General features: G+C 68.5%; 12 protein-coding genes and 1 pseudogene. 4 read left to right on the top strand and 9 right to left on the bottom strand.

What is annotated here, in order from left to right; all coding sequences use genetic code 11:
- Positions 1 to 79 precede the first annotated feature (79 nt).
- From HXX10_RS08815 to HXX10_RS08785, 7 genes are all read right to left on the bottom strand, one after another.
- A complete protein-coding gene (locus HXX10_RS08815) occupies positions 80 to 2,107 on the bottom strand; it encodes a methyl-accepting chemotaxis protein (protein ID WP_296521777.1) in 2,028 nt (675 codons plus the stop codon).
- A 398-nt stretch (positions 2,108 to 2,505) separates the two neighbouring features.
- The gene (locus HXX10_RS08810) at positions 2,506 to 4,197 is read right to left on the bottom strand and encodes a methyl-accepting chemotaxis protein (RefSeq protein ID WP_296521775.1); all 1,692 of its coding nucleotides are present in this window, start codon (positions 4,195 to 4,197) and stop codon (positions 2,506 to 2,508) included.
- A gap of 540 nt (positions 4,198 to 4,737) precedes the next feature.
- Positions 4,738 to 6,426, bottom strand: coding sequence for a methyl-accepting chemotaxis protein (locus HXX10_RS08805; protein WP_296521774.1), 1,689 nt, complete (start codon positions 6,424 to 6,426; stop codon positions 4,738 to 4,740).
- A gap of 533 nt (positions 6,427 to 6,959) precedes the next feature.
- Positions 6,960 to 9,113 (bottom strand): methyl-accepting chemotaxis protein, encoded by a 2,154-nt coding sequence (locus tag HXX10_RS08800; RefSeq protein WP_296521772.1) that lies wholly within the window; start codon positions 9,111 to 9,113, stop codon positions 6,960 to 6,962.
- A 376-nt stretch (positions 9,114 to 9,489) separates the two neighbouring features.
- Positions 9,490 to 11,499, bottom strand: coding sequence for a methyl-accepting chemotaxis protein (locus HXX10_RS08795; protein WP_296521770.1), 2,010 nt, complete (start codon positions 11,497 to 11,499; stop codon positions 9,490 to 9,492).
- 307 nt (positions 11,500 to 11,806) lie between these two features.
- A complete protein-coding gene (locus HXX10_RS08790; RefSeq protein WP_296521768.1) occupies positions 11,807 to 13,870 on the bottom strand; it encodes a methyl-accepting chemotaxis protein in 2,064 nt (687 codons plus the stop codon).
- 83 nt (positions 13,871 to 13,953) lie between these two features.
- Complete coding sequence (locus tag HXX10_RS08785) at positions 13,954 to 15,984, bottom strand: methyl-accepting chemotaxis protein (protein WP_296521766.1); 2,031 nt, start codon at positions 15,982 to 15,984, stop codon at positions 13,954 to 13,956.
- Positions 15,985 to 16,323: 339 nt separating this feature from the next.
- Between HXX10_RS08785 and HXX10_RS08780 the strand changes: the two genes are divergently transcribed.
- Positions 16,324 to 17,175 carry a response regulator transcription factor gene (locus HXX10_RS08780; RefSeq protein ID WP_296521764.1) on the top strand — a complete coding sequence of 284 codons (852 nt, stop codon included), beginning with the start codon at positions 16,324 to 16,326 and terminating at the stop codon, positions 17,173 to 17,175.
- A 63-nt stretch (positions 17,176 to 17,238) separates the two neighbouring features.
- Here HXX10_RS08780 and HXX10_RS08775 read toward each other — a convergent pair whose 3' ends face one another.
- A complete protein-coding gene (locus tag HXX10_RS08775) occupies positions 17,239 to 18,246 on the bottom strand; it encodes a KpsF/GutQ family sugar-phosphate isomerase (protein ID WP_296521763.1) in 1,008 nt (335 codons plus the stop codon).
- 171 nt (positions 18,247 to 18,417) lie between these two features.
- Between HXX10_RS08775 and HXX10_RS08770 the strand changes: the two genes are divergently transcribed.
- Positions 18,418 to 20,121, top strand: coding sequence for an outer membrane beta-barrel protein (locus tag HXX10_RS08770; protein WP_296521761.1), 1,704 nt, complete (start codon positions 18,418 to 18,420; stop codon positions 20,119 to 20,121).
- Positions 20,122 to 20,298: 177 nt separating this feature from the next.
- Here HXX10_RS08770 and galU read toward each other — a convergent pair whose 3' ends face one another.
- Positions 20,299 to 21,180 carry a UTP--glucose-1-phosphate uridylyltransferase GalU gene (gene galU, locus HXX10_RS08765; RefSeq protein ID WP_296521759.1) on the bottom strand — a complete coding sequence of 294 codons (882 nt, stop codon included), beginning with the start codon at positions 21,178 to 21,180 and terminating at the stop codon, positions 20,299 to 20,301.
- A gap of 256 nt (positions 21,181 to 21,436) precedes the next feature.
- Here galU and HXX10_RS08760 point away from each other — a divergent pair, with 256 nt between their 5' ends.
- Both HXX10_RS08760 and HXX10_RS08755 read left to right on the top strand, forming a co-directional pair.
- The gene (locus HXX10_RS08760; protein WP_296521756.1) at positions 21,437 to 22,834 is read left to right on the top strand and encodes a lytic murein transglycosylase; all 1,398 of its coding nucleotides are present in this window, start codon (positions 21,437 to 21,439) and stop codon (positions 22,832 to 22,834) included.
- 178 nt (positions 22,835 to 23,012) lie between these two features.
- Positions 23,013 to 23,671: pseudogene (locus tag HXX10_RS08755) on the top strand (hypothetical protein); the annotation flags it as partial.

The raw sequence follows: 23,671 nt of genomic DNA, 5'->3' as shown, positions 1-23,671 counted from the left end.
TCGAACGCCTCTACCCGCCCGCGAGACACCGCCGCGGGACAACGCGCCGACGACCCGCGAGGGGTCCGTCGATGGGGCCTCAGGCCGCCCGCACGCCGGCGAGGAACTTTTCCACCTCGGTGCGCAGATGATTGCTCTCGGTGGCGAGCTGGCCGGCCGCGCTCAACACCTCGCCCGAAGCCGCGCCGGTTTCCTCGGCGCCGCGGCTCACCTCCGTGATGGTCTCGGCCACCTGGGTCGTGCCGGCCGCGGCCTGCTGGATGTTGCGCGAGATCTCGGACGTCGCCGCGCCCTGCTCCTCGACGGCCGCCGCGATCGCCGAGGCGATCTCGGCGATCTGGCCGATGGTGCCGCTGATCTCCTTGATGGCCGCGACCGACTCCTGGGTCGCCGCCTGCATGCCGGAGATCTGGGCGCCGATCTCGCCGGTCGCCTTGCCGGTCTGAGCGGCCAGCGCCTTCACCTCGTTGGCCACCACGGCGAAGCCGCGGCCGGCCTCGCCGGCGCGCGCCGCCTCGATGGTGGCGTTGAGCGCCAGCAGGTTGGTCTGTTCGGCGATCGCCGTGATCATCTTGACGACGTCGCCGATGCGGCTCGCCGCCTGCGACAGCTCGCCGACGCGGGCGTCGGTCTTGGCCGCCTGGTTCACGGCGGCCTCGGCAATCCGGCTCGACGCCTGGACCTGGCGGCCGATCTCGCCGATCGAGGAGGTCATCTCGTTGGTCGCCGCCGCCACGGCCTGGACGTTGGTCGAGGCCTCTTCCGAGGCGGTGCTGACCGTCGCCGACCTCTGCTGCGTCGTGTCGGCCGTGCGGGTGAGCGTCGTCGCAGTCGCCTCCAGCTCGGTCGCCGCCGACGACACCGTGTCGATGATGTCGCCGACCGCCGCCTCGAAGTCGCCGGCGAGCCGGTTCATGTCGGCCTTGCGCTGCGCCGCCGCCTCGGCGGCCTTGCGCTCCGCCTCCTCCTTCTGGGCCCGCACGAAATTCTCGCGGAAGCCCTCGATGGCGCGCGCCATCGCGCCGATCTCGTCGCCACGATCGAGATGCGGGATCGCGATGGCGAAGTTGCCGTCCCGCATGCTGTTGATGACGTCGACGAGCTGCCCCAGCAGATCCCGCACGATGCGCATCACCGTCCGGCCGAACACCAGCATGGCCAGGAACACCGCCGCGACGACGCCGACATAGGCGAGCAGGCCGCGCCAGGCGTCGCTCAGCATCTGCGTGTTCTCGGCGCTGATGCCGTCGATCGTCACGCCGACGATCTTGCCGAACAACGCCGTCTGATCGGCGCTCAGCTCCTCCCACCGCTTGATCTGAGAGGACGACGCCGGCTGGCCCGTCGGCTTCACGGCGAGGTCGCGCAGGGCCTGCAGGTCGCGGCCGTTGGCCGCATCGAACTTGGTGTAGAGCGCGACGGCATCGGCCGGCGCAAAGTCGACGAAGAGCTTTCCGAACGGACCGTTCAGGGCGAGGCCGCGGCTGAGAAGCAGCCAAGCGTCGGGCGCCAGCTTGCCATCCTGCAGCGACACCAGGCCGGACCCGCGCTGGAGCAGGGAGCTGTCGGCGAACTGCAAGGTGGCGTAGAGCGCGACGATGCGGCGCGACAGCACTGCGTCGCTGACGATGGCGGAGGCGCTGCCGACGAGATCGATCGCCTGGCCGACCATCGGCGCGACCGCGAGCGTCGCCGCGGCGACGTTCTGCACCGCCTTGGCGTCGATCTGCTGCCGGATCTCGCGGACCTTCTGCATCTTGTCCTCGAGCCCGCGCACGTGACGCTCGATCGCCGGATGCTTGAGGACGTCGGGCGTCACTGTTTCGCGGAAGCCGGCATACAGCGTGTCGACCACGCGCCGCAGCTCCTCGGTGCGGGCGCGGTCGCCGGTGCCGGCGATCAGCTCCCGCTCGGCGGTCGCCTCGGGGGGCAGCGCCGTGGCCAGGCGGCTGGTCGCGACGGCGAGCCGCAGCAGGGAGGACGCCCGCGTCAGATCGCTGTAGCGGGACCAGCTCTCCCAGGCGAGCTGGGTGCCGAACACGGCCAGGCCGAGCACGGGGATCGAAACGAGAAGGAGCAGCAATCGAAACAAGGGTATCCGGCGCATTTCTGGCCTCCGCGGCCGTTGCCGGCCGGCGCATCATGCGAGGTGTGTTCCACGCAGAGGCCACGACCGGAAATGCGGCTGGCCTGCAGGAATCCGCAGCGACTGCTCGCTCGCGAAAGCGGTACGATGATGGGGCTGATCCGTTTAATTTTATCTTTATGCGAATATGTCGACGTCATGTAATGACGCATGACTACCACTGAAGGTTCGCGTATTCGCGAGTGCCACCTGACGTATATAATCTACATTTGCTATAAGAGATGGAGTGGACAATTCGTCTAGCCGCGTCCGTATAGCCCATCAGCCATTGTCGACTACACAAACGCCCCCGTGTAGATAAAAAAAGCCGCACGCCGCAGATGCGGCGGGCGGCTCGACGCGAGACGGGGTGCCGCTGATCAGGCGGCCCGCACGGTCTGCAGGAATTTTCCGACCTCGAGCTTGAGGCGGTTGCTCTCGCCGGCCAGCGACTGCGCCGAGGACAGCACCTGCGAGGAGGCCGAGCCGGTCTCGCCGGCACCGCGGCTCACATCGGTGATGTTGCGGGCCACCTCGGTGGTGCCTTGCGACGCCTGCTGGACGTTGCGGGCGATCTCGGCCGTGGCCGCGCCCTGCTCCTCGATGGCTGCGGCGATCGAGGAGGCGATCTCGGCGATGCGGCCGATGGTGCCGCCGATCTCCTTGATGGCCGCGACCGAGTCGTGGGTCGCCGCCTGCATGCCGGCGATCTGGGTCGAGATGTCGCCCGTCGCCTTGCCGGTCTGGGCGGCGAGCGCCTTGACCTCCTGGGCGACCACGGCGAAGCCCTTGCCGGCCTCGCCGGCGCGCGCCGCCTCGATGGTGGCGTTGAGCGCCAGCAGATTGGTCTGCTCGGCGATCGCCGTGATCAGCTTGATGACGTCGCCGATGCGGTTGGCCGCCTGCGACAGCTCGCCGATCCGCGCGTCGGTCTTTTCGGCCTGCTTGACGGCCTCCCCGGCGATGCGGGTCGATTCCTGCACCTGCCGGCTGATCTCGTTGACCGAGGAGGTCATCTCGTTGGTGGCCGAGGCGACGCTCTGGACATTGGCGGAGGCCTGCTCGGACGCCGAGGCGACCGTGGTGGAGAGCTGCTGCGTCGTCTCGGCCGTGCGGGTCAGCGTGCCGGCCGCGGCTTCGAGCTCGGTCGAGGCCGACGACACCGTCTCGATGATCTCGCCGACGGCCGACTCGAAGTCGTCGGCGAGCTTGTGCATCGCGGTCTTGCGATCGGCTGCCGCGCGCTGGTCGGCCTGCGCCTTCTCGGCCGCCTCCAGCCGCGCCTTCTCGGCCGCCTTCACCTTGAAGACCTCGACGGCGCCGGCGATCTGGCCGATCTCGTCCTTGCGGCCGACCCCGGCGAGCACGACGTCGAAATTGCCGCCGGCGAGCTCGTGCATGCCGGCGGTGAGCTGCGAGAGCGGCCGGGCGATGCCGAACTGGGCCATGGCGAAGCCGAGCACCAGCGCGACCGCGACGCCGATGCCGACGATGACGTAGTTGGACATGGCAGCCGCGTTGCTGGTCGCGGTCAGCGCGTCGGAGCCGGCCTTGATGTCCTTGTCGAGCACGGTCCCGAGCTCGAGCATATCGGCGATCGCCTTGCCGATCAGCGGATCGACGTTCTGCCGCATCTGCTCCGTCGCCTTGTCGTTGATGTTCTGGAGAGTCAGCTCCATCACCGACTTGGCCGCCTCGCGGGCCTGCTGGACCAGTCGCTCGTTCTGCGCCAGCCGGGCAGCGTGCTGCGGCGCCTTTTCCTTGGCGGTGGCGACATTGCGGCCGACCAGCTCGATCGCCTTGTCCATCTCCGGTATCAGCTTGCGCATCTGCGCGTCGTCGGTCTCGGCGATCATCCGGTACAGCAGCATCTCGTAATTGTAGATCGCCCGCGTCATCCGCGCGGTCGAGACCCAGGCCACCACGTCGGCGTCGAGATAGCGCGAGTAGGCGTTGTCGACCTCGGTGATCTTCTGCCCGGCGGACCACGCGCCGAACCCGGCGACGGCTGCGAGCAGGGCGATCACGCTCAGGATCTTCGGGAGAATTCGGATACGGGTCAGCAGCGACATCGGGCACTCCGTCAGGATCGCAGGTCCAACCGCCGCCTGGCGGCGGCCGGGATGCAGGCCGCCGGGCAGGTCACGAGCACTGACCGGAACAGGTCGGGGCTGATGTGACGCAACGGCTTCTGCGGAGTAGGAGATTCGCCTGAAGGTATTACTTTAACGTTGATAAGAAATTATTCGAAGATTCGCCGATCTGTTTATCAATGCAGTTTGGTCAAATTACTAATCCATCTGGAAATTAACTAATCCATCTAGGTGGTATTATTTATATAACAGGTTGAGCGTTTCCGCATTTGCAATGCCGAGGATTGCTTCACCTTCGGGTGCGTCGGCCCGACGAAGCCGCCCGCCGGTTGAGCCGGTGGCTTCGGTCGGGCATCCGCTGCGCGACTCATACCAGCGGCGGCAGAGACTGACCGCTCCGCTGCGTCATGGCCGGGCTTGTCCCGGCCATCCATGCCTTCCTTGCTGCAGGGCCGCTTCAAGACGTGGATGCCCGCGACAAGCGCGGGCATGACGAGTCAGAGTTCGCGGCGGTTGGTGTCACGCCGCCCGCACGGTGGTGAGGAATTTCTGGACCTCGAGCCGCAGGCGGTTGCTCTCGCCGGCGAGCTGGCCGGCGGCGCTCAGGACCTCGCCGGAGGCCGCGCCGGTTTCCTCGGCGCCGCGGCTCACCTCGGTGATGTTCTCGGCCACCTGCGTGGTGCCGGCGGCGGCCTGCTGGATGTTGCGCGAGATCTCGGACGTCGCCGCGCCCTGCTCCTCGACGGCCGCCGCGATCGCCGAGGCGATCTCGGCGATCTGGCCGATGGTGCCGCTGATCTCCTTGATGGCCGCGACCGACTCCTGGGTCGCCGCCTGCATGCCGGAGATCTGGGCGCCGATCTCGCCGGTCGCCTTGCCGGTCTGAGCGGCCAGCGCCTTCACCTCGTTGGCCACCACGGCGAAGCCGCGGCCGGCCTCGCCGGCGCGCGCCGCCTCGATGGTGGCGTTGAGCGCCAGCAGGTTGGTCTGCTCGGCGATCGCCGTGATCAGCTTGACCACGTCGCCGATCTTGTTGGCCGCCACCGACAGCGCGCCGACGCGCGCATCGGTCTTGGCCGCCTGGCTCACCGCCGCGTCGGCGATGCGGCTCGACGCCTGCACCTGGCGGCCGATCTCGTGCACCGACGACGTCATCTCGTTGGTCGCCGCCGCGACGGCCTGGACGTTGGTCGAGGCCTCCTCCGATGCGGCGCTGACGGTCGCCGACATCTGCTGGGTCGTGTCGGCCGTGCGGGTCAGCGTGGTCGCGGTCGCCTCCAGCTCGGTCGCCGCCGACGACACCGTGCCGATGATGCCGCCGACCGCCGCCTCGAACTGGTCGGCCAGCCGAACCATGTCGGCCTTGCGCTGCGCGACGGCGCGAAGCTCGGCCGCCTTCTGCTCGGCCTCGAGGCGAACCCGCTCGACCGCATTGGTCTTGAACACGGCGACGGCCTCGGCCATCTCGCCGATCTCGTCGTGCCGGCCGACCCCGGCGATCTCGACATCGAGCTTGCCGGCGGCGAGCTCCTTCATGGTGCCGGTCATCTGGTGCAGCGGCCCGGTGATGCGCCGCGCGATGAAAACCGACACGCCGAGCGTGATCAGCAGAACCAAGCCGGCCGCGATCAGGGCGCGTTGCGTCGAGGCCCAGGTCTGTGCCTGCAGATCGTCGACATAGACGCCGGTGCCGATCACCCATTGCCAGGGCGCGAAACCCGCCACATAGGAGAGCTTCGGCTGCGGCCTGTCGGAGCCGGGTTTCGGCCACTGATAGGGCAGGACGCCGGTGCCGTCGCGGCGCACGAGATCGACCGCCTCGACGAAAAGGGCCTTTCCGTTCGGGTCCTTGAAATCGACGAGCGACGTGCCGTCGAGCTTCGGCTGCGTCGGGTGCATCACCATGCGCACCTGCATGTCGTTGATCCAGAAGTAGTCGTTGTTGCCGTAGCGGAGCGCGGCGACCCGGCCCATGGCCCGCTTCTGGGCCTCCTCGATGCCGACGCGGCCGGCCTGGGCGGCCGCGTGCTCCTCCTTGACGATGCCGATGGCCAGCTCGGCGAGATGGCGAAGCTCGAGCTGCTTCTGCTGGGTCAGGCTGGTGCCGAGCTCGCTCGCAGCGAGCGCCACCACGCCGAACAGGCCGAGAACGGAAAGGCCGATGAGGGCATATATCTTGCGGCCGATCGTCATGTTCATTCGCGACATTTCAGGAGTCTCCGAAACCGGATTGGCACTGAACGTCGGGCCGCAGAAACCGGTCGGCGCACCCGCACGGCTGATCATACGGAGGTACTATTCAGCCAAGATGCGCTTGAACTGATTAAAATTCGTTACACCCGATAAGCGTGCTTTGCAGTCCATGACGTCATGCGGGAGAATGGTGTCCTGGCGGTTGTATCGACTGCGGATTCGCCCGGCCGGGCGGAGACCTGCAAACCGGAGGGACCGCGGACCAAGTGCCCCCGATCCTCCGTTTGATCCTACGGGATCTGCAGATCTCGACTGACCGAGAGATCTGGTTGTGAAGCAGGGTGAAACCCATCGTGCTCGGCGTCATCGCCGGGCTTGACCCGGCGATCCATCTTCTTTCGAAAAACGCATTTTTACGTTCTTGATAGATGCGCGGGTCAAGCCCGCGCATGACGGCTTTCATGCATGGCAAGCGATGTGTGCATGCCGTAGCCGCTTGACGACCGCGGGCGGAGCAGCCGGCGGCAGCCGCCGGCCGGGCCGCTGCCTCAGGCCGCGCGCTCTCTCCGGGTCACAACCCGGTCGGTCCGGCGCTCGGGCCCCGTGTAGCCCGGGTCGTCGGTCTCGCGGCGATCGAGCGGCCCGGTGCGGACGTTCATCAGGAAGCGCCGCACCTCGTCCTTGAGCTTGCTGCCCTCGACGGCCAGCATGGTGGCGGAGCTGCGCACCTGCTCGGAGGCGGCCTCGGTGGCCCCCGCACCGCGGCTGACCTCGCCGATCGTGCGGGCCACCTCGGCGGTGCCGTGCGAGGCCTGCTGGATGTTGCGTGCGACCTCCGCGGTCGCGGCGCCCTGCTCCTCGACCGCGGCCGCGATGGCGGCGGCGATCTCGGCGACGCGGCCGATGGTGCCACCGATCTCCTTGATGGCCGTGACCGAGTCGTGCGTCGCCGCCTGCATGCCGGCGATCTGGGCGCCGATCTCGCCGGTCGCCTTGGCGGTCTGCGACGCCAGCGCCTTCACCTCGTTGGCCACCACGGCGAAGCCCCGCCCGGACTCGCCGGCGCGCGCCGCCTCGATCGTCGCATTCAGCGCGAGAAGATTCGTCTGCTCGGCGATCGCCGTGATCATCTTGACCACGTCGCCGATGCGGCTCGCCGCCTGCGACAGCTCGCCGATCCGGCTGTCGGTCTTCTCCGCCTGCTTCACCGCCGCCGCGGCGATGCGGGTCGATTCCTGCACCTGGCGGCTGATCTCGTTGACCGACGAGGTCATCTCGGTGGTCGCCGAAGCGACGCTCTCGACGTTCGCCGACGCCTCCTCGGACGCGCTGGCGACCGTGGTAGAGAGCCGCTGCGTCGTCTCCGCCGTCTTGGTCAGGCTGCCGGAGGCCGCCTCGAGCTCGGTCGCGGCCGCCGACACGGTCTCGACGATCTCACCGACCGCCGCCTCGAACTCGTCGGCGATCTTGTGGACGGCGGCCTGGCGCTCCCTGGCGGCGCGCTCGTCGGCGGCGCGCTGGTCGGCCTCCATGGCGACGAGCCGCACCAGATTGTCCTTGAAGGACTGGGCGGCGCGAGCGTTGGCCCCGACCTCGTCGCGGCGGCCGACATAAGGAATCTCCACCGACCGGTCGCCACCCGCGATGGCGACCAGCACCTCGCCGATCCGCACGATCGGGTGCGAGATGCCGCGGCCGATGATCCAGGACAAGAGGACGCCGAGCAGAAGGCCGCCGAGAGCGGCGACGCCGACGAACGTCATGGTGGTGGCGAGCAGGTGCTTGGTCTCGGTCTGGACGAGGTTCTGCTCGGCGATCGCATCGTCGCGGATCGCAACCGTGTCCTTGCCGATCGCCTCGGCCCGCTTCGGCATCTCGGTGTTGACCAGCGCCACGATCTGCTGCTCGATCGCCATGTAGCGCCGGAAGCCGTCGAAATAGGCCGCCGCACCGGTGCGGACGGCGTCGACGAGCCTGCGGACATCGGAATCGCCGACCGCGCTGCCGAGCTTTGTCACGGCCGCTTCGAGGTCCTTGTAGGCGGCGACGGCCTGCGCGTCCGCCGTGTCCTCGATTCGCCCGAACGCCTTGCTCACATTGACCCGGATGAGCAGGAAGCTCTTGAGGATCGCGCCGGCGAGCACGCCGTCGCCGGTTTCGGTCGGGCGTGACATCACCGCCCGCTGCAGTTGGTCGACCTGGTCGGTCAGCTTGCCACCCACCGGCCCGAGCACGGTGCGACGCAGGTCGGCCTGGCTGTTCTTCAGCGGCACGATGGTCTCGAAGCCGTCCGAATAGGCTTTGAACTGCGCCGCGAGGTCGCGCAGCTTGGCGGTCCGCTCGGGGACGCTGATGCGAGCGACCCCCTGTGCGATGGCCGCCTCGACGGCGGCCTTCCTGTCCCTCACCGGCTGCGGATCGAGCGCCACCGTCGCCAGCATGTATTCGCGCGCCAGCCGCTGCAGGCCGACGAACTCGCGGTCGATGTTGCGCACCAGGGCGACCTCGTCGACGCCCTCGGCAAAACGGGTGAAGGCCCTCTCGATGGAACCGAAGCCGCGATACGAGACAGCGGCGATCGCCGCCATGATGATCAGCACGAGGGCAAAGCCGATCATGATCTTGGTGCCGATCTTGCGGTCGGCGTAGAGGGACGAGAGGCCGTGTCCCGACGGGGAGGAAACCTGCGGAGAGGAAGCCATGGTGCTGTTCCGACCCTGTGCTGCGGAATCGGGCGCACATGCGCCGTTGCCGGGCCGCGCAGGGCGGCCGGCACTCACGATCCCGGTACGGACGTTGATTTCGGTGTTCATTACAGGGGTGGACAACTAAAAGTTTGTTAAAATGACTTAACTCTACCTCCGATCAGTGCAAGTACGTATCGGTCAGCGCAACGAGATGCGCGAACCGCGGCAAACCCTAGTAAGAACGATGTAATGCGCCCGGTCCACGGGCTCTCGTCGGATCGCCGCCGTGAAACGCGACGAGCGGCCGCCTGCAAGCGGCCGCTCGGTTGGCTGGCGCGATCGGAGCTGCCGTCCACGCCGCCCCGGGCGGCGCGGACCAGGTCGCGCCGCCTCAGGCTGCGCGGACCGTCTCGACGAAGCGCGCCACCTCGACCTTGAGGCGGCCGCTCTCGCCGGACAGCGACTGCGCCGCCGACAGCACCTGGGCCGAGGCCGAGCCGGTCTCGCCCGCCCCATGCTCGACGTCGACGATGTTCTTCGCGACCTCGGCGGTGCCGTGCGACGCCTGCTGGACGTTGCGGGCGATCTCGGCCGTCGCGGCGCCCTGCTCCTCCATGGCGGCGGCGATCGACGAGGCGATCTCGGCGATGCGGCCGATAGTGCCGCCGATCTCCTTGATGGCCACCACCGACTCGTGGGTCGCCGCCTGCATGCCGGTGATCTGGCTGGCGATGTCGCCGGTCGCCTTGGCCGTCTGGGCGGCCAGTGCCTTGACCTCCTGGGCGACCACCGCGAACCCCTTGCCGGCGTCGCCGGCGCGAGCGGCCTCGATGGTGGCATTGAGGGCGAGCAGATTGGTCTGCTCGGCGATCGCCGTGATCAGCTTCACCACGTCGCCGATCCGCTGCGCCGCCTGCGACAGCTCGGCGATGCGGGTGTCGGTCTTCTCGGCCTGCCTGACCGCCTCGCCCGCGATGCGGCTCGACTCCTGCACCTGCCGGCTGATCTCGTGCACCGAGGAGGTCATCTGGTCGGCCGCCGAGGCGACGCTCTGCACGTTGCTCGATGCCTGACCGGAGGCCGCCGCGACCGCCGTGGAAAGCTCACGGGTCGTCTCGGCGGTGCGGGTCAGCGTGCCGGCCGCTCCCTCGAGCTCCGTCGAGGCGGACGAGACCGTCTCGACGATATGGCCGACCGCGCGCTCGAACTCGCCGGCGAGCCGCTGCATCGTCGCCTTGCGCTCCGTCCCGGCACGCTCGTCGGCGTCGCGCCGATCGGCCTCGACCTGGGCGATCCTCTCGAGATTGTCCTTGAAGGCCTGTGCGGCGCGGGCATTGTCGCCGACCTCGTCGCGGCGCTCCACATACGGAATGGCGACCGAGCGGTTGCCGCCGGCGAGCTCCATCAGCACGCCGGTGATGCGCCGGATCGGACCGGCGATGCCGCGGCCGATCAGGACGGCGAGCAGCGCACCGAGCAGCAGCGCGGCGACCGCCATCACCTGCTGGACCGTGATGGTTGACGCGACGGTCGCCTCCGACGAATCGCGCGCCGCGGCGAAGTCGGACTGCAGGGTCGCCTGCGCATCGGCCATCGTCGCCTGGATCGATTCGATCTTCGGCGCCATCTCGGCCGTGAACAGCGCGTCGCTCCTGGTCAGCACGGCGGCGACCTTGCCGAAGCTCCCGGCATAGGCGGCGAGCGCCTGCTTGATCGGATCGAGCGCCGCCAGGACGTCGAGCGGAAGATCGGACTCCTGCATCGTGTCGATTGCGGTGTCCGCCTTCTTGACGGCCGCCTTGAAGGTCTCGGCCCCTTTCGGATCGCGCGTCGCGAGGAAACGCCAGTTGGCGACCCGGACAGCCTGGACGTACTTTTCGAGCTCGGCGAGCGCGAGCGCGAGCGGCAGACTGTCGTTGCCGCGCGCGACGTCGACCATCTTGCCGGCCGCAGCGGCGAGGTCGTTGCCGCCGGAGAAGAGCTTGCCGCGCTCCGCGGCGAGCTCGCGACCGAGCACGACCAGCTCGTTGCGACGCGTCTCGTATTCGCCGATGCCCTTGCGGGCCGCCGCGTAGATGGCACGCCGTTCCACCGACAGCGTCGCCGCGCTGGCCGCGTCGAGGAGCTCGACGGACCGCTTGGCCGCCTCGTCGCTCTGCCGCAGGACGGCTTCGGCACCGTCGCTCTTGTACTGCAGCGCAGCCCGCCGCATCACCTCGAGCTCCTTGCCGATCTGCAGGGCCCGGATGGTGTTCTCGGACAGCGCGCTCATCCGCTCGACCGACGACTTGATGGTGACGAGCCCGTAGCTCCCGAACACGGCGAGCCCGACGGCAAAGATCAGGGGAACGGCAAACCCGGAATAGATGCGGGCCGACAAGCGAAGCTGAGGAAGGGGCATGACAACGTCCAGCGTGGGGGAAACTCCACGCCAGTTATGTGGCCGGACATTAATGGCTCATGAAATTCCGGCCGCACCTTGGGTGTGCAACGCACCCATGCGGAATCGGCCTGTGCAGCTTGCTCAAATGCGACTCGAAGACGAGACGAATGCACCTGTCGCGAGAGATGATTCCGTTATGATCGCGAGCCGCTCGACAATGTCGAGCATCGACTCCATCGGGCACGCATGTCCGGACTCGTGAAGCGCAGATGCCCGGCCGACAGTTCGAATCGCGTCCGGCCGGGCACCTGCAGAGTCGACGTGATCACGCCGCCCGCACGGTGCTCAGGAAGCTCGCGACCTCGCGCTTGAGGCGGCCGCTCTCGCTCGCCAGCGACTGCGCCGAGGACAGCACCTGCGACGACGCCGAGCCGGTCTCGCCGGCGCCGCGATTGACCTCGACGATGTTGGCCGCGACCTGCTCGGTCCCGTGCGCGGCCTGCTGCACGTTGCGGGCGATCTCGGCGGTGGCCGCGCCCTGCTCCTCGATGGCGGCGGCGATCGACGAGGCGATCTCGGCGATCCTGCCGATCGTGCCGCCGATCTCCTTGATGGCCGAGACCGAGTCCTGGGTCGCCGCCTGCATGCCGGAAATCTGCGCCGAGATGTCGCCCGTCGCCTTGCCGGTCTGCGCCGCAAGCGCCTTCACCTCCGAGGCGACGACCGCGAATCCCTTGCCGGCCTCGCCGGCGCGCGCCGCCTCGATGGTCGCATTCAAGGCCAAGAGGTTGGTCTGCTCGGCGATCGCCGTGATCAGCTTCACCACGTCGCCGATGCGGCTCGCCGCCCGCGACAGCTCGGTGATGCGGCCGTCGGTCTTCTCGGCCTGCCGCACCGCCTCGTTGGCGATCCGGCTCGACTCCTGCACCTGCCGGCTGATCTCCTGCACCGAGGCGGTCATCTCGTCGGTCGCCGTGGCGACGCTCTGGACATTGGTCGAGGCGAGCTCGGAGGCCGACGCCACCGTCGAGGACAGCGACTGGGTGGTCTCGGCCGTCTTCGTCAGGGTGCGGGCCGCGGATTCGAGCTCGCCGGCCGTCGACGACACGGTCTCGACGATCTCGCCCACCGCCGCCTCGAAGTCGCCGGCGAGACGCTGCATCGCCGTCTTGCGCTCGGTCGCGGCGCGCTGCTCGGTCGCATGCTGCTCGGCTTCCATGGACTCCAGCCGGAGCAGGTTCTCCTTGAAGGTGCGGGCCGCGCGCGCATTGTCGCCGACCTCGTCGCGGCGCTCCGTGTAGGGAACCTCGACCGCCTTGTTGCCGCCGGCGAGCTGCATGAGCACGTCGCCGATGCGCCGGATCGGCACCGAGATGCTGCGGCCGATCAGCCAGGCGAGGCCGAGGCCGACGACGAGGCCGCCGACGCCGAGCCAGACCACCCACTGGATGGTACCGGCGATCACCTGCTCGGCCCGCTGCTCGATCGCGCCGGCGTCGGCGATGCTCGACGTCTTGATCGCGATGGCGTCGACGCCGATCGTCTCGCCGATCTTCGGCAGATCGACCGAGGCGAGCGTGTCGACGCCGGTGGAAAGCGCGATGTAACGTTTGAAGCCGTCGAGGAACCGGTCGCCGAGCGCCTTGGTCTCCTCGATCAGCTTGCGCATGTCGGGGCTGAGATTCATGCCGCCGATCGCGGTCAGCTCGACGCGGACGATCTCGAAGGCCTGCGCGGCGGCATCGGCCGCCGCCGGGTCGAAACGTCCGGCCAGCTTGCCGAGGTTCAGCCGCGTCACCTGGAGCTGCTGCTGGGCGCGGCCGGCCATCATGATCACGTCGATGTCGCCGGTCTTCTCCACGGCCCAGCGCTGGAGCTGCTCGATATCGACGCCGAGCGTCGCGAAGGCCGGTTCGAGGATCGTTCCGGCGATCTGCATCTGCTCGCCCTTGACCTGCAGCAACCGGTCGAAGCCGGTCCGGTACGCCTCGAAGGTCGCGGCGAGCGTCTTGAAGGCGGCGAGGCGGGTCGGATCGTCGATCTCCCGGAGTCCCTTGTCGAGGATCCCGGCGACGCGCTTGATGCCGTCCTGGGTCGCCTTCAGATCGACGTCGCGACCGAACAGCCAGTATTCGCGGGCGACCCGGCGATAGGCGAGGAACTCGCGGTCGAAGTCGCGGGCGACATTGCCGGCGACGGCGGCGTGCGTGAAGGTGCGGAAGTTGGCCGCCACCTCGTTGAAATTGACCCAGGCGGCGAGCGAGATCGCGCCCATGATCGCGTTCAGGCAGAGAAAGCCGACCGCGATCTTGGTGCCGATCGCACGGTTGGTGAACACGGTCGTCAGCCGGGCCATACCGCCGGAACCGGAAATCTCGGTCTTGGACATGCGAAAACCTTTCAGGATCGAGTCCTTCGAAACCTGTTCGGCGCCGACGTCGTCGGCGCCCGGAGAGGCCCGGTGCGGGCCGGTCAGGCAGCCCTCACGGTCTGCAGAAACTTGGCGACCTCGGTCTTCAGCCGGTTGCCCTCCCGGGCGAGCAGGGAGGCGGAGCCGCGAACCTGCTCGGACGCGGTCTCGGTGGCGCCGGCGCCGCGGCTGACCTCGCCGATGGTGCGGGCGACCTCGGTGGTGCCGTGCGAGGCCTGCTGGATGTTGCGTGATACCTCGGCCGTGGTCGCCCCTTGCTGCTCGACGGCCGCCGCGATGGCGGACGCGATCTCGGCGATCCTGCCGATCGTGCCGCCGATCTCCTTGATGGCGGCGACCGAATCCTGCGTCGCCGCCTGCATGCCGGAAATCTGCGCCGAGATGTCGCCGGTCGCCTTGCCGGTCTGCGCCGCCAGCGCCTTCACCTCCTGGGCCACCACGGCGAAGCCCTTGCCGGCCTCGCCGGCGCGGGCCGCCTCGATGGTGGCGTTGAGGGCCAGCAGATTGGTCTGCTCGGCGATGGCCGTGATCAGCTTCACCACGTCGCCGATACGGCCGGCGGCAAGCGACAATTCGCCGATGCGGCCGTCGGTCCGTTCGGCCTGCTTCACGGCCTCGCCGGCGATCCGCGTCGATTCCCCCACCTGACGACTGATCTCGTCGACCGAGGCGGTCAGCTCGGCGGTCGCCGCGGCGACCGTCTGGACATTGGCCGAGGCCTGCTGCGAGGCCGCCGCCACCGTGGTCGAAAGCCGCTGGGTCGTCTCGGCCGTCGTCGTCAGGCTGCCCGAGGCCGCCTCGAGCTCGCTCGCGGCCGACGACACGGTCTCGACGATGTGGCCGACCGCGCGCTCGAACTCGCCTGCCAGCGCCTGCATGGTCGCGGCACGCTCCGTCGCCGAGCGGGCCTCGACCTGCCGGCGCTCGCTCTCGACGCGCTCGATGCGGATCAGGTTTTCCTTGAAGATCTGCGCGGCGCGGGCATTGTCGCCGACCTCGTCGCGGCGGGTCACATAGGGGATCGCGACCGTCTTGTCGCCGCCGGCCAGCGCCGCCAGCACCTCGCCGATGCGGCGGATCGGCCGGCCGACCGAGACGTTGCCGAACACGGCGGCGCCGAGCTGGACGAGGACGACCACCAGCCCGAGAATGAGCCCCATGCGGCCGGACTGGGAGAGCTGATCGGCCGCGCTGGCGGTCGCCGCCCTGGCGCTCGCCCGGGTCTCCTTGACGGCCTCCTGCATCAGCGCGACCGCCTCGGCCGCCACCGGCTCCATCCGCTCGGCGACCAGCTTCGTATTGGCGTCCTCGGCCTTCATGGCCGCTTCGCTGATCTCCTTGTAGGTCGCGGCGAAGCGCAGGAGCTCGTCGGCGAGCGCGACCGAGGTGGTCTCGCTCATCATGTCCTGGGCGTTCTGGACCAGGGCGGTGGCGTCGGCGATCTCCTTGGCGGCGAGGGTCTGCTGCTCGGCTTCGCCGAGGGCGGCGTAGCGCCACATCGCCGAGCGCGCCGCATTGAACACCGAATAGGCCTTCCACAGCTCCGCCTTGACGTCCATGGCGCTGCGGCGGGACATCTCGGGCGTGGCGAGCAGGGACTCGAAGATGGTGTTCCACTGCACGGCCGCCTTGCTGCGGTTGGGCAGCAGCGTGTCGAAATACTCGGTCTCGCGCCGCGCCAGCTCGAAGGCGGACTCGGCGTACTGAGTGACCAGCGCCTTGCTGCGGGCGAGCAGGTCGCGATGCGAAGCGACGTCGGTCGCGGCGGCCGCGCCGTCGAGATGGCGGGTCACGCTGGCGAAAGCCGTCCGCAGCGCCGCCTCGGCGGCTGCGACATCCTTGGAGGTGCGGGCGCCCCGCATGTCGCGGAACGTCGCCTCCATCCGCCGCAGCCCGGTCTCGGCAGTTGCGGTGGATTCCGAAATCCCCCGCTGGATGTCGGCAGCCGCGTCCGTCTGCCCGACATTGCCGTTGCTGATTTGCTGATAGGCGATCATACCGAGAATCAGCAGCACGCTGAGAGCTGCCGACAGCGCGATCTTCGTCCCGATCCGAATTTTCAAGGTACTCATTCCGATTCCCAACCGCTTGCCGGCCGGAATCCTGACGGAAACGTCGTGAAGTTTCCGTTAGGCTCGCCCGTCCGTATTAACCCGGACGCAACTAGATCAAACGGGCGCGCGTTTAAGACGAATAATCGATATGTGCATACAACTTATGCGCGCATGGACCCAAAATGTCACAGGACCATAAAGAGAACAAATACACCTAAAAATTGTTAATTAATACCGAACGGTTAACCGGCAAGGCTGGAGATTCTTCAAAGGAACTGCAGTTCAGTTAAGTCTGAACGGGGGAGTGCTTGTAATGGAGTCTATATTTAGAATAATTTAGATGGGTGACTCGGAACTATGCGGCTCAACCGTGAACATGAAGCAAGAATTATGATCGATAACCTCGCGACGTGTACCACGCATTCAGAGCTCGACTGGTCCTTCGAGCCAATTGAAGCCCTGTTTTCAGGGCCTACTATCCGCGCCGTTCTGCTCGACCGCGCGGGCACCATTCTGGCCGTCAATGCCGCCTGGCAGGAGTCCGCACAAAAAGCCGGCCTCACGCTGCCTAACTCCGGGGTCGGCCAGAACTACCTCCAGTATTGCGCCTGTGCGGACGAGCAATCCGGGCGGATCATCGATGGAATCACCCAGTTGCTTCACGGCCGGGTCGATTGCCTGTCGTTCATCTATCCGTGCCCGTCGCCGACGGCGCAGAGCTGGTTCCTGATGCTGGGCTTCCCCCACATCAAGGGCACGGCCCGCGCCATACTGTTGCATGTCGACATCTCGGCACTAATGCCGCATGCGTCGGCCGACAGGCCTAAGCCGGTCGTTCTCAAGGACGATTTCGGCGTCGAGCCGTTCAATGCGCGGCTCGAGCGGATGATGGAGACGATCGAGCGGTCGATCCGCGCGGTCGCGCCGGCCTCCAGCGAGCCGGCCGAGCTCGACGACCTCGCCGGCTACGCCGACCCGAAGGGCTCCGGCCCATCGGTCGCACTCAGCCGGCGGCAGCGGCAGGTGCTCGAGCTGATGGCCAAGGGCCTCAGCAACATCGAGATCGGCCGGATGCTCGCGATCTCGCCCAACACGGTGAAGATCCACGTCTCCGGCATCCTGGCCCGGCTCGGGGTGCCGAACCGCGCCCAGGCGATCCACTGGACCCTGACGCGACCGCAGGACGATATCCGCAAGACGGCGACCTGAGCGCCCCCGGACGGTCGGCGCCGCCGGACCTCGCCCGGGGATCGCCCGTCACGAAATCCTGCGTCAGGCCACGCCGACCCGCAGCAGATCGTGCAGGTGGAGGATGCCGACCGGCGTGCCGCGCTCGGTGACGAACACGGCCGTGATCTTCGAGGCGTTGAGCACCTGCAGGGCCTCGCTGGCGAGCTGATCCGGCTTGGCGCAGATCGGCCCGCAGGTCATCACCTGCTCGACCGGAAGCTCCATCAGGTCCGGCCGCATGTGGCGGCGCAGATCGCCGTCGGTGACGATCCCGACCAATCGTCCGTCACGGCCGACCACGCCGACGCAGCCGAACCCCTTGCTCGACATCTCGACGATCGCGTTCCCCATGCGCGACCCGACCTCGCACAACGGCATCGCCTCGCCGGCGTGCATGAGATCGCGGGCGAATTTCAACGCGGCCCCGAGCCGGCCGCCGGGGTGCAGGTTCCGGAAGTCGAGCGGCGTGAAGCCGCGGCTCTCCAGGAGCGCGATCGCCAACGCGTCGCCGAGGGCGAGCTGCATCAGCGACGAGGTGGTCGGCGCGAGATTGTGCGGGCATGCCTCGCGCGCCGGCGGCAACGCCAGCACGATGTCGGCGGCCTGGCCGAGCGTGCTCGCGGCTTCCGACGTGATGGCCACCAGCGGAATACGGAACCGGCGCGAATAGTCGATCAGGTTCTTGAGCTCGGCGGTCTCGCCCGACCAGGACAGCGCCACCAGCACGTCGTCCGGCGTGATCATGCCGAGATCGCCGTGCCCGGCCTCCGCCGGGTGGACGAAAAAGGACGGCGTGCCCGTGGAGGCGAGCGTCGCGGCGATCTTGCGCCCGACATGGCCGGATTTGCCCATGCCGCTCACCACCACGCGGCCGCGCGCGGCCCGAATGGTCTCGGCAGCGGCCACGAAGGGCGCCCGCAGGCCGTTTCGCATGGCCGCGGCCAGCGCCGCGATCCCGTCGGCCTCCGCCTCGAGGGTGCGCAGGCCCGTCTCGATCAGGTCTTGGTCGGATGTCGGGGGGCGGTCGGTCGGCGTGGTGACGTCTGACATGCGCCGTCTCTACTCGTTTTTCCGCTGCGCGCAACCGTCTCTGACGCGCCGCAGAGCTGCCCGTCAACCCGCCATTAACCATGCCCGTTCTATTCCAATTAACCAGTTCTGTGCCGACCGGCCGGCGTGGAGGACGTATCAGTGCCGCGCCCCACCTCTCGACCTCTCGCGATGCTCGGCTCGGGCGTGATGGTCGGCGTGGGGCTTTACGCGTCGGCTTTCTCCCCCGCGCTCGCCCAGACGCAGCCGTCCACGACCGATCCAGCGGCCACGGAGCAGCCCGGCCTGTTCTCCCCCGCACCGGCCGGCGGGAGCCTGCTGACGCCCGCCTTCAGGCCCGGCAGCGCCACGGCCCCGGCGGAGGACGGGCGGACCGTGTTCCGCACCGGCACGGAGGAGACGGCGCCGCCCGGATCGAGACCGGCGACGACCGCGGCGACCAGCTTCGATTCCAAGAACACCCGCAAGCCGCGCGTCCCCCAGTCGCTCACCCAGCGCCAGCAGGAGGCCGCCCGGCTGAAGAAAGCGCCGCAACCGGCGACCCTGGTGCCCGGCACCAACCCGGCCGCGACCCCGCTGGTCGTGCCCGGGCGGTTGCGGCGGCGCGGCGGACCCGACATCGACCAGACCTCGCGCCTCAACGTGCCGGTCACGGCCGTCATCCCGCGGCGCTTCCCGCGCGTCGAGGAGGATCCCTTCGCGCCGCTCGGCGTACGGGTCGGCGCCTTCACGCTGCGGCCCGCCGTCGAGATCAAGAGCGGCTTCGACACCAATCCGACCCGCGTCGCCGGCCTGCCCGGCTCCGGCCTGACCATGGTGTCGCCCGAGCTGCTGGTCCGCTCCGACTGGCAGCGCCACGCCCTCAACGCGGATCTGCGCGGCACCTACACCTGGTATGGCCAGCACTACGGCCTGGTGATCGACAACCCCGGCACCGTGTCGTCGTCGACGACGCCCGAGAACATCGACCGGCCCACCATGGATTCGCGGGTGAACGGCCGCTTCGACGTGTCGAGCCTGTCGCGCTTCGAGGGCGAGGCGCGGGCCGTGGTCTCGATCGACGCGCCCGGCAGCCCCAATGTGCAGACCGGCCTGAAATATTTTCCGATGGTGACGACCGTCGGATCGACGCTCGGCTATGTCCAGCAGTTCAACCGGCTCGAGGTGACGGCGAAGACCCTCTTCGACCACCAGATGTACACCGACTCGCACTACATCAACGGCTTGACCGCGACCAACGGCGACCGCGAGTACAACCAGTACGGCGGGACCCTCCGGGTCGGCTACGAGCTCAAGCCGGGCCTCAAGCCGTTCATCGAGACCGGCGCCAACACCCGCATCCACACCACCAAGGTCGACCGCAACGGCTACGACCGCGACTCGAACGGCACCTTCGTCAAGGCCGGCACCACCTTCGAGTTCACCAGCAAGCTGATCGGTGAGGCCTCGACGGGCTGGCTGTGGCGGTTCTACGTCGACCCGGCGCTCACCGACATGTCGGGCTGGACCATCGACGGGGCGCTGACCTATCTGGCCACCGACCTCACCACCGTGAAGCTGGTCGGCACCACGGTCGCCTCCGAGATCGTCGTGCCGGGCGTCTCCGGCGTGTTCAGCCGCGACATCAGCCTGCAGATCGACCACGCCTTCCGGCGCTGGCTGATCGGCACCGCGCGGTTCGGCACCGGCATCGACGACTATGTCGGCTCGCCGCGCCTCGACCACCGCTATTTCATGTCGTTCGCGATGCTCTACAAGCTCAGCCGCGAGATCCAGCTCAAGAGCGAGGTGCGCCAGGACTGGCTGAACTCCAACCAGACCGGCCTCAACTGGAACGCCACCCAGGTTACGATGGGGGTCAGGCTGCAGCGGTGAGGGGCGAGAAAACGCCGGGGGTTCTTGCCCTCTCCCCGCCGGGGAGAGGTGAAGCCGTGCCCCTGGCGAGCGGCCTAACCGAACAGCCGTAAGATCCGCCAACCTTGCAGGTGGGGAACTGCCCTTGGACTTCGCCGCGTCACCGGCGATGCATGCTGTCCCATGCCGCCCTCGGTCTCACTCGCCCAGCAGCGCCTTCAACTCCTTGCGGAAGGCCGGGGCGATGTCGTCGCGCTCGAGCGCATAGGCGACGTTGGCGGTCAGGAAGCCGATCTTGGAGCCGCAGTCGAAGGCGCGGCCCTCGAACTTCACGCCGAAGAAGGGCTGGCTCATCGCCAGCTTGATCATCGCGTCGGTGAGCTGGATCTCGCCGCCGGCGCCCCAGCTCTGATTCTCCAGGATGTCGAAGATCTCCGGCTGCAGGATGTAGCGGCCCGTGATGATCAGATTGGACGGCGCCTTGCCGCGCGCCGGCTTCTCGATCATCTCGGTGACCTCGAAGGCCTTGCCGGTCGACTTGCCGGCGCCGACCACGCCGTACATCTGCAGCTTGTCCTCCGGCATCTCCTCGACCGCGATGATGTTGGCGCGCTGGTTGATCTCTTTGTACGCGTCCATCATCTGGGCGAGGCAGCCGCGCTCGGCCTGCACCAGCACGTCGGGCAGCAGCAGCGCGAACGGCTCCTCGCCGACGATGTCGCGGGCGCACCACACGGCGTGGCCGAGACCGAGCGGCGACTGCTGGCGGGTGAAGCTGGTCTGGCCCGGGATCGGCAGGTCGCGCTCGAGATGCTCGAGATCGGCGAACTTGCGCCGTTCCGTCAGCGTCACCTCGAGCTCGTACTGGCGGTCGAAATGATCCTCGATGACGGCCTTGTTGCGGCCCGTCACGAAGATGATGTGCTCGATGCCGGCCTCGCGCGCCTCGTCGACGACGTGCTGGATCAGCGGCCGGTCGACGACCGGCAGCATCTCCTTGGGCATCGCCTTGGTGGCCGGAAGAAACCGGGTGCCGAGACCGGCGACGGGAAGAATGGCTTTGCGGATGGGTTTGGTCATTGTGCGATCGCGTGAGGTCGGGACCGACACGGTCCGAAGGCGCGGCAAAGAACCACGCCCGCCGAGCCGAGTCCATGGATAAACAGGCGGACGGGCGCCGTGTCGCATAAACGCGACGCGGCCCGCCACGGTTCCGCGCGCGGCGGTGCCGCGGCGCCTTGGAGACGCCCGATTTGCGCCGCGAGGCCGCCATCGGCGATTAACATGGCTTAAACCGTGCGCGGCCTTGACTGGCCGCCCCGGACGGAGAGACGCGATGGCCCGACAGTCGGCGACACAAACGGCACGCCTCGCCGCCCTGGCGCTCGCCGGCTTGGCGCTGGCGCTGGCGTCACCGGGCCGCCCGGCCGTGGCCCAGAGCTTCCTCGACTCGCTGTTCGGCACGCGCAGCACCGGCACCGTGACGCCGACCAGCGCCCAGCCGGGCGGGCCCTCCGCCGGCGGCGCCGGCGGCACCCGCGACTGGAGCGGCGAATCCGGCAGCTCCGGCCATCCCGAGATGACGGCCGACGCCATCACGGCGGCCGCCGCCCAGTTTCCCGCCTGCATCGCGCGCCTGTGGCCCGACGCGGCGCGCCGCGGCATTTCGCGCGCGACGTTCGACACTCATACGGCAGGGCTGACGCCCGAGCTGCGGCTGATGGACCTGATGGACGCCCAGCCGGAGTTCACCAAGGCGTTCTGGGACTACCTCGACCTCCTGGTCAGCGACGCCCGCATCAAGCGCGGCCGCGAGGTCGTCGCCCAGAACGCCGCGACCTTCGCGGCGGTCGAGAAGGCCTACGGGGTCGACCGCTACGTCGTCGCCGCGATCTGGGGCGTCGAATCGAATTTCGGCACCCAGATCGGCGATCGGTCGGTGGTGCGCTCGACCGCGACGCTCGCCTGTGTCGGCCGCCGGCAGGCCTATTTCCGCGACGAGTTCCTCTCCACGCTGGAAATCCTGCAGCGTGGCGACGTGATCCCGGACCACCTCAAGGGCTCGTGGGCCGGGGCCTTCGGCCCGACCCAGTTCATGCCGACCTCGTTCAAGCGCTACGCCGTCGACTTCGACGGCGACGGCCGGCGCGACGTGGTCGATTCGCGGCCCGACATGATCGCCTCGACGGCCAACAACCTGAAGAAGGACGGCTGGGAGGCGGGCAAGACCTGGGGCTACGAGGTGGTGCTGCCGCAAGGCTTCGACTTCCTGCTCGCCGACTCGTCGCGCTGGCACACCATGCAGGAGTGGGCGCGGCTCGGCGTCACCCGGCCGGGCGGCAAGGGATTCCCGCGCCCCGCCGACAAGGCCTATCTGCTGGTGCCGGCCGGCAGCGGCGGCCCCGCCTTCCTGATGCTCAAGAATTTCCGGGTCATCATGAAGTACAACCCGGCCGAGGCCTATGCGATGGCGATCGGCCATCTCGCCGACCGCATGCGCGGCGAGGGGCCGATCGTGCAGGCCTGGCCGCGGCACGAGCGGGTGCTGACCTCGGCCGAGCGCTACGAGCTGCAGACCCATCTGGTGCGGCGCGGCTTCGACATCGGCGGCGAGCCGAACGGCCGCATCAACGCCAAGTCGCGCAGCGCCATCAAGCGCTGGCAGTCGACCGTCGGGCTGGTCCCGGACGGCTTTGCCACCGCGTCCCTGCTGGACCGCCTGCGCTCGCGGTAGCATCCTCGAAAGACAGGGTTTTCGAGGCGCGCCGGCGCCCCGCCGGCTTGAAAACGCCGCCCGGTCCTGCGATCTTCGTGTCGCCATGGTCGGCCGCCAGACTGGCGTTGCGTCGGTCCGCGCGGGCGAACCGGCGTGTTTTGTCTTTTGCCCGGGGCGTTCGGAGCGGACTTTCGTGATGACACAGCGGTTTACGCGCGCCCTTGCCGCGCTCGCTCTGCTGGTCGCGGTGGAGGCGGCGGCCATGCTGGCGGTCGGCACCGCAACCCTGGTCGCGACGCTCGCCGGCGCCACGCCGGCCGCGGCGCAGCTCTTCGACGATCGCTTCCCGTTCCAGAACCCGTTCGGCAATCCCTACCGCCGCCAGCAGCAGCCGTACCAGCAGCAACAGCAGCAGCAGTACTGGAACCCGTTCCAGCCGCAGCAGGAGCAGCGGCAGGCGGCGCCGCCGGCCGACTACTCCAAGGCGCCGGCCGCCAAGAAGCCCGAGACCCCGCCGACCACCAACGTGCTGGTGTTCGGCGACTCGCTGGCCGACTGGCTCGCCTACGGGCTCGAGGTGTCGTTCACCGAGTCGCCCGAGATGGGCGTCATCCGCAAGCACCGCACGCTGTCCGGCCTGATCCGGCAGGACGTCCGCAGCGATCCGCGCGGCGAGCATCCCGATTGGCCGAAGACCATCCAGGAGACGCTGGCGACCGAGCGGCCCGACTTCATCGTGATGATGATCGGCCTCAACGACCGCCGGCCGATCCGCGAGCCGCGCCCCGCCCGCGCCGCCGTCACGCGTCCGGGCCAGCCGGCGCAGCCGGGCCAGCCCGCCACGCCCGGCCAGCC

It is taken from the genome of Rhodoplanes sp. (assembly GCF_013377085.1).
Lineage (GTDB): Bacteria > Pseudomonadota > Alphaproteobacteria > Rhizobiales > Xanthobacteraceae > Rhodoplanes.
This window is presented reverse-complemented; position numbering and strand designations above follow the sequence as displayed.

Coding starts and splice junctions, on each gene's coding strand:
- HXX10_RS08815 (WP_296521777.1), bottom strand. CDS start 2,107: ATGCGCCGGATACCCTTGTTTCGATTGCTGCTCCTTCTCGTTTCGATC.
- HXX10_RS08810 (WP_296521775.1), bottom strand. CDS start 4,197: ATGTCGCTGCTGACCCGTATCCGAATTCTCCCGAAGATCCTGAGCGTG.
- HXX10_RS08805 (WP_296521774.1), bottom strand. CDS start 6,426: ATGTCGCGAATGAACATGACGATCGGCCGCAAGATATATGCCCTCATC.
- HXX10_RS08800 (WP_296521772.1), bottom strand. CDS start 9,113: ATGGCTTCCTCTCCGCAGGTTTCCTCCCCGTCGGGACACGGCCTCTCG.
- HXX10_RS08795 (WP_296521770.1), bottom strand. CDS start 11,499: ATGCCCCTTCCTCAGCTTCGCTTGTCGGCCCGCATCTATTCCGGGTTT.
- HXX10_RS08790 (WP_296521768.1), bottom strand. CDS start 13,870: ATGTCCAAGACCGAGATTTCCGGTTCCGGCGGTATGGCCCGGCTGACG.
- HXX10_RS08785 (WP_296521766.1), bottom strand. CDS start 15,984: ATGAGTACCTTGAAAATTCGGATCGGGACGAAGATCGCGCTGTCGGCA.
- HXX10_RS08780 (WP_296521764.1), top strand. CDS start 16,324: ATGCGGCTCAACCGTGAACATGAAGCAAGAATTATGATCGATAACCTC.
- HXX10_RS08775 (WP_296521763.1), bottom strand. CDS start 18,246: ATGTCAGACGTCACCACGCCGACCGACCGCCCCCCGACATCCGACCAA.
- HXX10_RS08770 (WP_296521761.1), top strand. CDS start 18,418: ATGCTCGGCTCGGGCGTGATGGTCGGCGTGGGGCTTTACGCGTCGGCT.
- galU (WP_296521759.1), bottom strand. CDS start 21,180: ATGACCAAACCCATCCGCAAAGCCATTCTTCCCGTCGCCGGTCTCGGC.
- HXX10_RS08760 (WP_296521756.1), top strand. CDS start 21,437: ATGGCCCGACAGTCGGCGACACAAACGGCACGCCTCGCCGCCCTGGCG.